Origin of the sequence: Mycobacterium sp. (assembly GCF_019243155.1) — a bacterium.
Classification (GTDB): Bacteria; Actinomycetota; Actinomycetes; order Mycobacteriales; family Mycobacteriaceae; genus Mycobacterium.
Genome location: NZ_JAFAUS010000485.1, coordinates 1 through 13855, shown reverse-complemented (window position 1 = coordinate 13855; position 13855 = coordinate 1). Strand labels below are relative to the sequence as shown.

The 13855-nt window shown below is 65.7% G+C and carries 9 protein-coding genes and 3 pseudogenes; 7 read left to right on the top strand and 5 right to left on the bottom strand.

Going from position 1 to position 13855, the window contains the following annotated elements; all coding sequences use genetic code 11:
• A partial coding sequence (locus tag JOZ00_RS24425) for a serine/threonine-protein kinase (protein WP_293349296.1) occupies positions 1–2033 on the bottom strand: 2033 nt, incomplete at its 3' end.
• A 73-nt stretch (positions 2034–2106) separates the two neighbouring features.
• Between JOZ00_RS24425 and JOZ00_RS24420 the strand changes: the two are divergent.
• Positions 2107–2187, top strand: a pseudogene (locus JOZ00_RS24420) (succinate dehydrogenase iron-sulfur subunit); the annotation flags it as partial.
• Positions 2188–2250: 63 nt separating this feature from the next.
• On the opposite strand, the gene JOZ00_RS24415 reads toward JOZ00_RS24420, so the two are convergent.
• Positions 2251–4983: a LuxR family transcriptional regulator gene (locus tag JOZ00_RS24415; protein ID WP_293349294.1), complete on the bottom strand. Its 2733-nt coding sequence runs from the start codon at positions 4981–4983 to the stop codon at positions 2251–2253.
• A 462-nt stretch (positions 4984–5445) separates the two neighbouring features.
• Between JOZ00_RS24415 and JOZ00_RS24410 the strand changes: the two genes are divergently transcribed.
• The 4 genes from JOZ00_RS24410 to JOZ00_RS24395 all read left to right on the top strand — a co-directional run bounded on the left by JOZ00_RS24410 (position 5446) and on the right by JOZ00_RS24395 (position 9415).
• Positions 5446–6702, top strand: a complete 1257-nt coding sequence (locus tag JOZ00_RS24410) for an FAD-binding oxidoreductase (RefSeq protein WP_293349292.1) — start codon at positions 5446–5448, stop codon at positions 6700–6702.
• The gene (locus JOZ00_RS24405) at positions 6692–7222 is read left to right on the top strand and encodes a cupin domain-containing protein (RefSeq protein ID WP_293349289.1); all 531 of its coding nucleotides are present in this window, start codon (positions 6692–6694) and stop codon (positions 7220–7222) included. Before JOZ00_RS24410 ends, JOZ00_RS24405 begins: the two co-directional genes overlap by 11 nt.
• A gap of 170 nt (positions 7223–7392) precedes the next feature.
• Positions 7393–8481, top strand: coding sequence for a methyltransferase (locus tag JOZ00_RS24400; RefSeq protein WP_293349298.1), 1089 nt, complete (start codon positions 7393–7395; stop codon positions 8479–8481).
• A 472-nt stretch (positions 8482–8953) separates the two neighbouring features.
• Entirely contained in the window at positions 8954–9415 is a 462-nt protein-coding gene (locus tag JOZ00_RS24395; protein ID WP_293349287.1) for a VOC family protein, read from the top strand.
• A gap of 159 nt (positions 9416–9574) precedes the next feature.
• Here JOZ00_RS24395 and JOZ00_RS24390 read toward each other — a convergent pair whose 3' ends face one another.
• Both JOZ00_RS24390 and JOZ00_RS24385 read right to left on the bottom strand, forming a co-directional pair.
• Positions 9575–10939, bottom strand: a complete 1365-nt coding sequence (locus tag JOZ00_RS24390) for a 2-polyprenyl-6-methoxyphenol hydroxylase-like oxidoreductase (RefSeq protein ID WP_293349285.1) — start codon at positions 10937–10939, stop codon at positions 9575–9577.
• A gap of 67 nt (positions 10940–11006) precedes the next feature.
• Positions 11007–11456, bottom strand: coding sequence for an anthrone oxygenase family protein (locus tag JOZ00_RS24385; protein WP_293349283.1), 450 nt, complete (start codon positions 11454–11456; stop codon positions 11007–11009).
• A gap of 234 nt (positions 11457–11690) precedes the next feature.
• Between JOZ00_RS24385 and JOZ00_RS24380 the strand changes: the two are divergent.
• A pseudogene (locus JOZ00_RS24380) lies at positions 11691–12284 on the top strand (carboxymuconolactone decarboxylase family protein); the annotation flags it as partial.
• Here the strand turns inward: JOZ00_RS24380 and JOZ00_RS24375 are convergent.
• Positions 12241–13219 (bottom strand): annotated as a pseudogene (locus JOZ00_RS24375) (sigma-70 family RNA polymerase sigma factor). The pseudogenes JOZ00_RS24380 and JOZ00_RS24375 sit on opposite strands and share 44 nt — an antisense overlap.
• A gap of 86 nt (positions 13220–13305) precedes the next feature.
• On the opposite strand from JOZ00_RS24375, the gene JOZ00_RS24370 reads away from it, so the two are divergent.
• Positions 13306–13855 (top strand): aminotransferase class III-fold pyridoxal phosphate-dependent enzyme (locus tag JOZ00_RS24370; RefSeq protein ID WP_293349281.1); only part of this gene is annotated, 550 nt, incomplete at its 3' end.

Here is a 13855-nt window from a genome sequence, read left to right as displayed (position 1 = left end):
GGCAGCACGGTCGGGTTGGTCATTCCCGCCGCCAGCTCCAGCACCCTGTGCTGCGCAGGATCGGTGACCTCCAAGTCCCCCGCGCCGTCGACCGCTACATCGTCGGGACGTTCCAGGCCGCCGATGGCCACCACGCTCTGGCTGGTCGAGCCCGCGGCCAGCTCCAGGACCCGGTTGTTGCCGCTATCGGCGACGTAGACGTCGCCCTTCGCATCGACTGCGACGCCCTGGGGATTGGCGAGGCCGGTGAACGGCAGCACGACCTGACCCTGCAGTTTCGTTGCATGGAACGGGAATTGGTTGGTGATCCGCAAGAACGCGCCGAGGGCGATCACCGCCACCACGACCACGGCGGCGACGGCGAGAACCGGGCCGCGGCGACGTGAACGTGGTACGGACGGGGTCGTGCGTGCGGTGTCGTCCTCGCCGGAAGCGGCGTCGCGGATGCGCGCTGGCGGCGCAGCGTGAGCGTCGAAGTCGTCGGTGAGGGCCGCGCGGGCCGCCACCGCCAGGTCGTGTGCCGACTGGTAGCGGTCGTCGGGCGCCTTCGCCATGCCCCGCGCGATCACCGCGTCGAACCCGACGGGAATCGCGGGATCGAAGCTGCTGGGTTTGGGCGGAGCGTCGTTGCGGTGGGCGGCGGTCAACCCCTCCACACCGCCACCGCTGAACGGCACGCGTCCGGTGAGGCACTCGTGCAGCACACAGGCAAGCGAGTACACGTCCGCACGCGCGTCGACGACTTTGCCACCGCCGAAGCGTTCCGGGGCCATGTACGCCGGGCTTCCCGGTGCGACGTTCGTGAGCGTCAGGCGAGTGGCATCGGCCTCGTGAACGAGTCCGAAATCAATGAGATACACAGAGTCTTCACCGACCATCAACAGGTTCGATGGCTTCACGTCGCGGTGCACCAGCCCCGACTTGTGCGCCGCATCCAGCGCCGCGGCAACCTGTTCGACCACCCGCACTGCCTTCTGCGGACTCATCGCGCCATCGGTCTTGAGGACCTTGTTCAGATCGACGCCGTCGATGATCGGCATCACCAGATACAGGCGCCCGTCGAACTCACCGGTCTCATAGATAGGGATGATGTTCGGGCTGGCAAGCCGGGCGGCGGCGTAGGCCTCGCGGCGAAATCGCTCCTGAAAGCCCGGCTCAGCAGCCAGTTCCGGCTGCAGCAATTTGATCGCCACATCCCGTCCCAGCGCGGTGTCGTGGGCCCGGTAGACCGCGCCCATACTGCCCTGACCGAGCTTTTCGAAAAGCCGATAGCGGCCGAACTCCACTTCCTTCGTGGGCGCCGCCCCCGAAGCGGCAGGGCTCTCGGCGGTGAGTGCGTTGTGCGTGGCGGCGGCCAACTCGCGGGCGGTCTGATAACGGTCGTTCGGGTCTTTGGCCATGCCGCGCGCGATCACGTCGTCGAAGCCCGGCGGGATCGCCGGGTCGATGTCGGTGGGTTTGGGCGGCCCAAGATCTCCCACAACGGCGGGCTGACCGGTCAGGCATTCGTAGAGTACGGCGGTCAGAGCGTAGATGTCGGTGCGTGCGTCGGCGGTATCGGTGGTGGTCGGCGTCGCGCCGAAGTCGATCAGGTACACGAAAGGGCCGCCCACCAACAAGTTCGAGGTCTTCACATCGCCGTGAACCAGCCCAGCGACGTGTGCGGCTTCCAGCGCCGAGGCGGCCTGCACGATTACCCGCGCCGCCACCGCCGGGGTCGTCCGCCCCTCGCGGCGAAGCAGGTCTTGCACGGTGCTGCTGTCGGGGACAGCGGGCATCACCAGATAGTGCTGTCCGTCGATCTCGCCGGCCTCATAGATCGGGATGAGATTCGGATCGCTGAGTTGGGCCGCGGCCGAGATCTCACGCCGGAACCGCTCCTGGCAGCGGGGCTCGGCAGCCAACTCCGGCGGGAGCACCTTGATGGACACCTCGCGGCTCATCACCGTGTCGTAGGCCCTGTACACGATGCCGGTGCCGCTCGATCGGAGCACCTCGAACAGCCGATAGCGCCCGAAGACCTCCCCCTCCACAGGCCTCCTTTGAGCACACGAAGTGGTGGCTGGATGCTATCCAATCTGTCCGGCTCAGGTGGCCCGTTCGCGAGCGGCCTGCACCATCAGTTGCCCGAATTTCTGGCACGAGGGCTACTGCCGCCCGGCGGCGATCGTCAATGCGCACCGATTCACCCAGGCGATCAAGAGGTCAAGCGCACGATCCTGTTCTTCCGCAGAGCACGCGCGGCCGCCGTTAGTGGTCGCTGCGCTCGGTCGGCTGACGGCCGCTCAGCGCGTCGCGCAGTGCGGCCCGGGTGCTGATCCCCAGCTTCGGGTAGGCGCGGTAGAGATACGTGCCGACGGTCCGTGGGGAGAGGAACAGCTCAGCCCCGATCTGTTTGTTGGTGAGCCCGCGGGCTGCCATCTGGGCGACTTCGTATTCTTTGGCCGTGAGGCCGGCCACCTCGGTGCCGGATGCGAGAGCGTCGGTCAGTTGCATCTGTGCGTCGACCCGCGACACCCACGGATGGGCGCGCAGCCGCCCGAATGTGGCGCGGGCGAGGTCGAGCTGGCGCCGCGCTTCGACCTCGGCCCGCGCGGAGCGCAGACACTCGCCGTACGAAAGCCGTACCCGCGCAACGTCGAACGGCCATTGATGGATGTCCTCGGGCCCCAGGGCGCGCAAAAACAAGTCATTCATATCCGCCGGATCGGATATGGTCAGCGCCCGGGCCGCGGTCACCAACATCGCCAACCGCGGCGAGATACGGTCGATGCCCAGTGCACGCGCCGCCGCGACGTGTCGGCGCGCCTCGGGAATGCGATCGGTGTGGACCGCGGCCTCGACGAGGTCGAAGAACACCCACAGTGCGGTCGGGGTCTGTTCCGCGAACTCGCCCGGAGCGCTGATCGCGCTCGCATGCCGGTACGCCGCACTGAAATCCGCTCGTCCGACGGCCGACAGCGTAAGGACATGACGCGCATACACGCGCCACAGCCGAGCATCGCGAGCGTTGGCGGTTTCAAGGAGCACGTCCACGGATTGTCTGGCAGCGGCATCATCGCCCCGCGCCGCCGCCATCAACCCATTCAGGTAGGCGACGTACGCGACAGACAAAAGGTTGCCCTGATCACCCAATCGCGGGATGGCCCGCGCCGTCGCATCGGCGTTGTCCCAGTTCCCGCCGGAAAATTCGGCAAGCCATAACATGATCCCGGCTGGTGCGCCGTGTGGCACCTCCACCGTGCCGGCGTAGGCCATGATTCGTTGGGCCGCCTTGCGAATGCGCGCGAGACGATCGGTGTAAATTGCGGTGCCCGCCAAGGCGACAACGTCGGCGTCTGTCGCGTCGTCGATCGTGGCAAGCGCCGCGTCGATGCGGTCGAGCACGCTCAGCGCTGTGCGCGCGGGATCCAGAACCGCTGCGACCCACAGGCTGAACCTCTCCGGCGCCGCGGGTCCGAGATGGTCGAGCAGGCTGCGATACTCGTCGGAGCATTCTGCGCGCCCTAGCAGCTGACAGATAAAGGCGGCAATGTCGAGAGCGGCAACCAGTGCCGGCGAGCCGATAACTTGGCTCGGGTCCACCGCCGCGATGGCGTTGTGCAGGATGCGGAACGCGGCCACAACGTCACCCTCGCCCACCAGAGTGACGTAGGCGGCGCCCGCCGCGGAGTACAGCGCTTCGTCGGAGCTGGGCGAATATTGCTGTCCCGGCTCGAGGAGGCGTAATGCCGCGTCGGCCGTCGCCGATTGAAAGGCGCCCAGGTAGGCGGCGTGGGCAACACGACGACCGCGCTCTCGAAGGTCGGGGGTGAGGTCGGCGGCCTTCAGCAGTCGCGCGGCCGCGCTGCGGTCGCCACGTGCGACGGCCCGGCGAGCGGCGCCTTCGACGAGTTCGGCGACGTGCTCATCGGGCGCGATGGTTGCCTCACCGAGATGCCACGCCTGACGATCCGGATTGGCCACCAAAGCATCGCCCAGCCGCCGGTGGGCGTCACGGACTTGCCTTCCGGTAGCCAGGCCGACGACCGCCGACCGCGTCAATGGATGCCGGAAGGCCAGCCGGTCGGTCAGCGCGACGAGACCGGCGTCCTCGGCCGGATGCAGGTGATGCAGTGTCGGGTCGTCGGCGGCGCGGCCCAGGACGTCGTAGTCGCCGGTCGCGTCCAGGCTCGCCAGCAGGAGCTCATCACGCGTCGGTTCGGGCAGCGCCTGGATCCGGGTCGCGAAGACCGACTGCACGCGGGCGCTGAGCGGCAGCGCCGCGGGCATGGCCTCCTCCGCGATCGGGTCCGTCCCGCACAGTGCGGGTGGCAGTTCCAGTAGTGCCAACGGATTGCCCTGCGCCTCGGTCACCAACCGCTGCCGAACGCTTCCGGACAGCGTGGGAAACCGTTCCCGCACTAGGTCATCCGACGCTTTGTCATCGAGCGGGGCAAGTTCGCGCTCGTCGAGGTTGACATGGCCCAGCAGTATGCTCGAACCCGTTCGCGCGGCGGCCAGAAAGCACAGCGTTGACCCGTGGACACGGCGGGCGATGAAAAAGAAAACCTCAGCACTCGCCTGGTCAACCCACTGCAGGTCGTCAACCATCAGCAGCACCGGGCGCTCTTCGCTTGCCAACTGCAGCAACCGCAAAGCCGCCGCCGCCACCACAAGCCGCTCGGGCGGCTCGCCCTCCGCACTTCCCGTCGCGATAAGCAGCGCGGTGCGCTGGAATGGCGCCAGCCGGTTAACGAAGGGCGTGAGCGGCAGCAATGCCTGCTCGAGCGCCGAATATCCGATCTCGGCTTCGAACTCGGCGCCCGTGACCCGCACCACGAAGCGACCGGCACCGGCCGCTTCCTGCGCAGCGACGTCCAGCAATGCGGTTTTTCCGACGCCGGGCTCGCCGACGAACAAGGTCGCGCTTCCACCTCCGGGCGTGGTCGCAACCACCTCGGCGAGCGCGTCGATCTCGTTATCGCGGCCGATAAGCCTCAACCGACCTCCCGGGTCTGGTGTCGGTCGCTCAATACACGATACGGCGGCTGGCTGAGGCATTGCTATCTAGAACGCGCCGGGCCGGCAACAGGTTCAGCCCCGCCGTTGTCAGTCAGATGACGACAATCGTGGCGCGCCGGGAATAAGCGCACGACCTGCGACTTCGGTCGAATGACGCTACCCGACCGCACCCGTGCAGACGCAGATTGGGTTCATGACAACGCTGGCTGTGGGCACTGTGATCAAGGTCGAGCGTGCACCGCACGGGCTCGCCTGGACACATCCGGCCGAAGTCAACCAGGCGATCTCGCCTTCTTGGGAAAACCAATCGGGGAGTTGAACACCGTGACCGCAAACGATTTAGCAACGACAGCAGCAAATGACTTGCTGAGACGGATCAATCGGGCCGAGGTGCAGTCAGCATTCTCCCCGAACAATGCGCCGAGGATCTGGAACGCTCGGGTGAAACATCGTCCGGCAGTGGTCGTGCGTGCCCGGGCACCCCGCGGTGTGCAACACGCGATCCGTGTCGCGCGCGACCACGGGATGCGGCTGTCGGTGCTCGGCGGCGGCCACGACTGGGCGGGGCGGGCGCTATGTGACGGCGGCCTGCTCATCGACATGTCCCGGATGCGTGGGGTCGAGGTGGACGCCTCCGCAAGAGTCGCGACGATTGGTGGCGGCGCCACCGCCGCTGATGTGATGGCGGCGGCCGAGCCGTACGGGCTGGTTGCCGCAGCCGGCAACTGTGGCGGGGTCGGGATGACCGGTCTGACACTCGGCGGTGGCTATGGCCCGCTCAACGGGCGATTCGGACTGGCGTCAGACAACATGCTCAGCGCCGAGGTGGTCTTGGCCGACGGGCGAATCGTCACCGCTAACGCAACCAACGAGGCGGAGCTCTTCTGGGCGCTGCGCGGCGGCGGCGGCAACTTCGGAGCGGTCACGTCGATGCGTGTGCGGCTGCATCCAGTGAACAAGTTGATCTGCGGCCTCATCGTGTTCCCGTGGCCGCAGGCCGCCGCGGTGTGGCGCGGCCTGCGTGAGGTATTGGCGACGGCACCTGACGAGCTGACCGTGCAAAGCGGCATGATGCCCGGGCCCGACGGCCAACCGACGTTCTTCCTGGCGCCGGCCTGGAGCGGCGACCTGGCTGCTGGCGAACGTGCGGTCGATGCACTCGTCAAGCTGGGGAAGGCGCTGGTGACGCAAGTGGCCCCGATGACGTATGCCGAGATGCTCGGCCTGTGGGACGCGCACGTGGTCGGCGGACTGCACTGGGCGGTTCGCACACGCACACTGCCCGCGTTTTCGCCCGAGATCATCGATGCGCTCGTCGAGGGCGGGCGGACCCGGACCTCGCCGCGAAGCCTGCTACCCGTCCATCACTGTCACGGCGCATCGACCCGTATCCCCAGCGATGAGACCGCGTTCGCCAATCGGCGTGAACATTTCATGGTGGAGATCGTCGCGGGCTGGGCGCCCGGTGACGGCACCGCGCATCGCGCATGGGCCGACGCGGTGTCGGCCGCGCTTGCGCCTCACGCCATGCCCGGCGGCTATCAAAACCTGCTCGGGCCGGACGACCACGAGCAGATCGCAAATGCCTACGGCGACAACGCCGTACGGCTGCTCGCCGCGAAGACCCACTATGACCCCGATGGCGTGTTCAGGGCCATCCCGCTTCCCGAACAGAGGGGACGCAACCATGCAGTCTGATCAGAGCCGCGCCGAGGTGCTTCGCGGTGTCGCGTCCGGAACCCCGCATGACGCTATGGACGTATTCGGGCCAACCGTCGAATTCATCAGCGGCCCAGATGATCCCGCTGCTGACTTTTGTGTCATGCGCGGTGTGGTACCGCCCGGTGTCGTGGTGCCGCTGCACAGCCACGATGACGACGAAGACTTCCTCATCCTGGCCGGCACCCAGCAGGTACTCGTCGAAGATGCCCACGGCTTGGGGTGGCGAGACCTACACGCCGGGGACTATGTACACATACCCGGTGGCATCGTGCACGCCCACCGCAATGTCTCCGACGAACCGGTGGTCGATCTCATCATCACCAGCACCCGCCTCGGACGATTTTTCCGCGAGCTCGCGCGACCCGATGTTGGGATGCGGGGGCCACTTACCCCCGAGGATCTCGGCCAGCTGATCGCCCTGTCCGCCAAGTACGGCTACGTCCTCGGTACTCCCGAACAAAATGCGGCCGTCGGGATCGAACTGCGTGTGGCCTGATGACGCCATCACCTGCAAGCTCGGTCGGATGACGCTAGCGGCCTGCGGCCTTGCGCATGCAAATTTCACCCGTAGCACTTTCGGCGGACATGCCGGCCGTTGGCCGAACCTGACAAAACACAAGCTTGGTCAACCCCGGCCAAATGACCGCGAGATTAAAGGAGCTACGTATGGGCTCGACGAAGGTGCCTCCAGCCAAAGCAGCGCGGGTAGTGGAGCGTGCTCGCCATCACCTCAATCGACTGCAGCAGCGCATGGTTCCTCCTCACGCCGCGATGATGGACATGATCACGGGGGCCTGGACGGCCCAGGCGATCGCTACGGTGGCAGACCTCGGCGTCGCCGATGCACTCACGCAGGGTCCGCTGTCGGCCGATGAGCTGGCAGCGGCGGTTGACGCCGACCCTGATGCCCTCGGTCGACTGCTCAGAGCATTGATCACTCGAGGAATCTTTCGTCGACACCGCGACGGCCGCTATGGGCTCACCCCGCTCGCTGACACCTTGCGTTCCGGCCCTGATGTGTCGATGGCCGCCATGGCGCAATGGGTGGGTTCGCCTGAGCATCGAGAACATTGGAGCCACTTCGCGAACGCCGTGCGGACAGGCCGCGCAGTTATCCCCGAATTGCGCGGCAAGGCAGCCTTCGAATATCTGGCCGACGAGCCGGAACTCGCGAACATCTTCAATCACGCGATGACAAGCGTATCCGTGCTGTCGATCGCGCCGGTGACCGCCGCCTACGACTTCAGGCCCTACCCGACGATCGTCGACGTGGGCGGCGGTCATGGCCGGCTTCTTGCCGCCATCCTGGCCGCAACACCGGGTGCGCGGGGCGTCTTGTTCGACCTACCCCGGGTGGTGGCGGGCGCCCCGGCTGTCCTGCGTGAACACCAGGCCCGCGACAGAGTGCGTGTCGTCGAAGGCTCGTTCTTCGAACGCGTACCCGAAAACGGCGACGCGTATGTGCTCAAACACATCATCCACGACTGGCCCGACGATGACGCCGTGCACATCCTGCGCAACGTGCATGCAGCGGCCCGCACGGGTAAGCGGCTTCTGCTTATCGAACTCGTAATTCCGAACCACGACCGCGAGTTTCTCGGCAAGTGGCTTGACCTCGAGATGCTGGTCGGCGCAGCTGCGCGTGAACGCAGCGCAGGCGAGTACGACCAACTGCTGAGCCGTGCCGGTTTTCAGATGACCCGGGTGGTGAAAACAGCGTCGCCCTTCAGCATCGTTGAAGCCACCGCGTGGTAGCCGCGCCGAACGGCATAGCCGCGCCAGGACTGTTTCTGGGTCGCTGCACCGCGACGACGAGGAAGAGGCGAAATGACCGTCACCGCAAGAGAATTCGATCTGGCAAGCCTCAGTGGGCTTGACTTTGACCCGCCGTGCGACTGCCAGCTGATGTTCGAGCTGTTCGGCCGTATCTTCATTGTGCGGCAATGCCACAAGCAACCGCGTTGGGCTGCGAACATGCCGTGCTGCAGTCACCAAACTTTGTCCTGCCCGAACCACCGTTACAGCACCAGTGTCAACCGGTGCTCGCGGTGCAAACAGTGGGTGCCCCCGCTCAGTCTTCGGTGGCGACGGATATGAAATTGCAACCAGCGAGCTGGGATAACGCCACTGCCTGCCAGGCCGGTCGAATGACGCTACCGGCCCGGGGCCAAGCCCACGCAAATTGGATCCATAACCACGCAGCCTCGCAACGAGATTGGAGAAAGTAATGTCAGGGTATTACCACATCGGCGTTCTCGTACGTGATCTCGCAGCGGCGATTCCGCAGTGGGAGAAAGTTCTTGGAATCGCCTTCAATCCACCGAGAATCGTGCCCTCTTCGGTTCTCTTCCACGGCGAACGCGTGGAGAGCGATGTGTATGTGTCCTACAGTCGGCAGGCCCCGTATATCGAGCTCATCCAGGGACAGTCCGAGGGTTACCTGTCGATCGCCGGCGGCGAGGGCATACATCATCTCGGCCTTTGGACCCCGACGCCCGGTGAGGAATGGAACGAGCGGTTCGGCGGTCTAACCCAAGAGGTCGCATTCGACGCCATGGGAGGCGATATTCGGGTGCTTCTGACTGCACCACAGTCGCTGAATGGTGTTCGCTTGGAATTGGTTGACGAGCGTACGCGACCTATGCAGGAAGCAATAATCGCGGGCGCGCAATGGGGTGATCACGCTTGACTAACGTGCCAGCGGTCGAGATGGAAAGGATAAATCCGGTGATGCCCGCGGCGACGAGGCTGACATCGGTGCCGCAGATCCCCGCGGAAGCAACCGACAGCCGTACCCCCACTCCAGTTGGCTCGTCGGCACCGACGACACGGATTCCGTCGTCCGTGTTCATGACAGCGTGCATGTTGCGTTCTCGTGAATCTTCAACCGGTTCCGCTGCACCGCATCCCGTCGTGACCGCCAATAACGTTGCCTGCGACCAAGATTGACGATGGCGACCCGGTAAAGGAATGCGGGGCGGAGCAGACGAATGGGAGAATCGAGAAGCCAGGCGACTTTGAAGAACTGGGTGGCGACCACAGCATCGGATTCACACGCGGCCAGCACCAGATCCACGATTCGACTGGTCACGCGCATCGATAGCGTCCGTCGCCCTTCTACCTCCGGGATTGACAGGTCATCAGTGGCCCCGATTTGCCAAGCCACATTGATCGTTTTGGCCGCGGCGCGAAAGTATCTGCGGGGCAAGGCTGTAACGCCTCGACGCAAGGAGTCCCGTAGCGCCACCGCCTCTAACGCTGCCACAGCCATTCCTTGCCCATAGATCGGATTGAAGCTACACATCGCGTCACCGCAGACCACCAGACCGTCGGGGAATCGCCGCATCTTGTCGTAGCGTCGCCACTGGCTCGACGGCATGCGGTGTTCCACCACCGGCCCGAGCGGTTCACCGGCGCGCACCGCCGCCAGCAAGTGATCCGGGGTGTAATCCTCGGCGAAGGACAGCATGCCAGCCAGGTCACGCGGCGGCTTGTGCCCCACCATCCCGAAAACCGTGAATATCCAGGTGTCGTGCTCATAGCCGTTCAGAAACATGCCCGTGGGTCGACCGGGTGCGGGGCTGATGAGGGACACCATCTCCTTCAGAGTGCCGGGCGGGATCCGCAGCGGTTGGCTGACGTAGGTCGTATGCATGACGATGTGGTCTTCGACCGGTCGGCCATAGCCAAGGTTCTCGAGAAGGGCAGGCGTATGGGCACCGCGGCCCATTGCGTCCACGACCAGGTCCGCGGCCAACTCTTGTTGGGTGCCCCTGGCGCGGTCGACTATCCCCACTCCGGTGATGCGACTCCGGTCTGCAGCCGCCGTCAACTCGGCGACGTCGTAGCCTCCGCGAATCGTCACGTTCTCCATCGCCTGTACGCGCCGCCGGAGATGGCACTCCAGCAGAGGCCGGCTCGGTACACGTATCGCCAGTGCTTTGTGGTCGCCGGCTATCGTTCCGGACCGGGGCAACTCGTGGCCGCTAAAGGACACGTACATCTTGGACAGTTCCCCGTCATCCCAGAGGGGCGCGCCGGCGGCCACCAGCTCGTCGAGAAACCCTGGGAAGAACTTCTCCAAGATCTGGGCACCGCCCGCTAAAAGAGCATGAACATGCCTCCCCTGCGGTACACCTCGCCTGTTGACCGGATCATCGGGTAACTCATCTCGCTCGATCACCGTGACGGTCCGAAAGAAATCGGCCAGCACCCTGGCGGCAAGCAGCCCACCGATGCTCGCCCCTAGAACCACCGCGTGCTCACCTGAGTCGGACGCGCTAAACACTGGCGGCCGCCAGACAGGCAAGCGCGCCCAGCGCCACGACGGTGCGGGCCCGGTGAAACGTGCACCAGGTGATTCGCAGCTGTTCGACCCGATCCGGTGCCATGCCCTCGGGAAGCCGTCGAAATTGCGAATTCACCGGCTCGGCAAGGGTTATGGAAGCGACCATGATCACTGCGATCAGCGCGAAACCGATCCAGGCAAGGACCGCCGCGCGGCTGTCGCTGTTCAATGCGAACACCACCGCGCCCAGCGCGCTGAGGACGCCCATGATCGGTATCAGCGGATCCGCGCGATACAGCGATCGCCGGAAGTCGACGACGTACTGATCGACGGGCATCTGTCGCCAGACGTGGACCCGGTCCACCGCGTAGATGAGGATTGCCCCGCTGTAAAGCCCGCCGAATGCCAGCATCACCCATGCTGCCAATTGTGTGGTCGTCATCGTGCTGCGCTCCCATCTTGTCTGGAGACGGCCGTCGCAGAGTGCGGCTTGGTGATGCGGCGGTGCCGCAACGGCCATCCACCCAATCTGCGTCCACACCGCCGCCCCGGGGTAGCGTCATTCGACCGAACTCGCAGGCGGCGACCTTATTCCCCGCGGTACGACATTGTCGTCATTTGACTGACGGCCTAGCCGCCCCCGGCTCGAGGGCCGTCACACTTTCCCGGCCTACTTCGTCTGACGGGTATGACACAGAAAACCCGCATCGAACCCCTGCCACCGAAGGGCGCCGGACTGTTGACCCGGGCCATGTATCGCGTCACCAAGCGCCGTTACGGCCAGGTCCCCGAGCCGCTCGCAGTCGTCGCGCATCACCGCAAGCTGATGGTCGCCTGGGCCGTGCACGAGAGCGTGGCCGACTGGGCGTCGAAAACGCTGCCGGTCAGCGTGCGCCAGCTGGCGGTGTTGTGGACCGCGCGCAAGATCGGCTGCTCGTGGTGCGTCGACTTCGGCTCGATGCTGCAGCGCCTGGACGGCCTGGATATGGGGCGGCTCGAGGACATCGACAATTACGCCACCTCAACGGCTTTCAGCGACGACGAGCGGGCCGCCATCACCTACGCCGACGCCATGACCACCGATCCGCACACGGTGACCGATGAGCAGGTGGCCGATCTGCAACGCCGCTTCGGGGACGCCGGGGTGATCGAGCTGACGTACCAGATCGGGCTCGAGAACATGCGGGCTCGGGTGAACGCGACGCTGGGCATCACCGAGCAGGGCTTCAATTCCGGTGACGCCTGCCGGATTCCCTGGGCGAGCGCGTAGCGGAGCTAGGGCTCGCCCCGCGATCAGCCGCCCAGCGGTGAACCGGTGAATTTGTCGGGGTTGGCGACATCCCATAGGGCGCAGACTTTTCCGTTGCGCACCGTCATGGCCATGATCCGCGGCATCATCTCCCGATACCCGTCGGTGGCGGGGCAGCCGGGCGTGTAGGCACCGAGTTCGCCGTTGACCAGACCCAGTTGATACGACGTGAACATCGCCGGGCCGTAGCGCTGCGCGAGGCCGAACAGGAAGCGGGCCACCTTGTCCGCGCCGTGGATGACGTTGATTGCGGTGGGCGCCTTGCCATTCGAATCGCCGGTCAAGGACACGTCGGGATGCAGCAGTGCCACCACGGCCTGCAGGTCGCCGGTGGCCATGGCGGCCATCAACTTCCCGACCACCTCGTCGTGCGATGGATCGGGCGTCGGCGCGGGGTCGGCAGCGACGGCCTTACGGGCCCGGGAGGCCAGCTGCCGTGCAGCGGCCTCGTTGGTTCCCAGCACCTCGGCGACTTCGGAGAACGGCACCGAAAATCCGTCGTGCAACACGAAAGCCACGCGCTGATCGGGCGACAGTCGTTCGAGCACCACCATTGCCGCGAACCGGGCGTCCTCGCGGGCCACCACGGCGGACAGCGGATCGGGCCCCGACAGATTGGGGAAGCCGGTCACCACCGGTTCGGGTAGCCAGTTGCCGGTGTAGGTCTCGCGCCGGTGTGCCGCCGACCGCAGCCGGTCCAGTCCGAGGCGGCTCACCACGGTGGTCAGCCAGGCGCGCAAGTCGGCGATCGGGCTACGGTCGCCGGCCGAGTTCCAGCGCAGCCACGCTTCCTGCACGATGTCCTCGGAATCGGCCACGCTGCCGGTAAGCCGGTAGGCAACCGCCATGAGATGCGGACGCAGCGCTTCGAACTCGCTGACCTGCGTGGAGGTCATCACTTGAGACTAGCGTGGCGACGGCGAGCGCCCAACGGCGCGAGCGAGGAGCCGCGCCATCGAACCGAGCGTTAGGCTCGCACACAATGACCGACCACCTGTGGCTGCATTTCACCCGGCACGGCCCGGACAACTCGCCGCCGATCATCACTCACGGCGAGGGTGTCACCATCTTCGACGACCGCGGCAAGAGCTACCTGGACGGACTGTCGGGGTTGTTCACGGTGCAGGTCGGCCACGGACGCACCGAACTCGCCGAGGTCGCCGCCCGGCAGGCGAGCACGCTGGCGTACTTCCCGCTGTGGGGGTATGCCACCCCGACGGCGATCGAGCTCTCCGAGCGGATCGCGCACCACGCGCCGGGTGACCTGAATCGGGTGTTCTTCACCACCGGCGGCACCGAGGCCGTCGAGACCGCGTGGAAAGTGGCCAAGCAGTACTTCAAGCTGACCGGCAAACCCGGTAAGCACAAAGTGATTTCGCGGTCTATCGCCTACCACGGCACCACGCAGGGCGCGCTGGCGATCACCGGGCTGCCGTTGTACAAGGCGCCGTTCGAGCCGGTGACGCCGGGCGGTTTCCGGGTGCCCAACACAAACTTCTATCGTGCCCCCGAGCCGTTCGGAACCGATGCCA

What these genes read in the sequence shown, in the direction of transcription:
- JOZ00_RS24395 (WP_293349287.1), top strand. Translation starts at nt 8,954, where the DNA reads ATGTCAGGGTATTACCACATCGGCGTTCTCGTACGTGATCTCGCAGCG.
- JOZ00_RS24405 (WP_293349289.1), top strand. Translation starts at nt 6,692, where the DNA reads ATGCAGTCTGATCAGAGCCGCGCCGAGGTGCTTCGCGGTGTCGCGTCC.
- JOZ00_RS24385 (WP_293349283.1), bottom strand. Translation starts at nt 11,456, where the DNA reads ATGACGACCACACAATTGGCAGCATGGGTGATGCTGGCATTCGGCGGG.
- JOZ00_RS24400 (WP_293349298.1), top strand. Translation starts at nt 7,393, where the DNA reads ATGGGCTCGACGAAGGTGCCTCCAGCCAAAGCAGCGCGGGTAGTGGAG.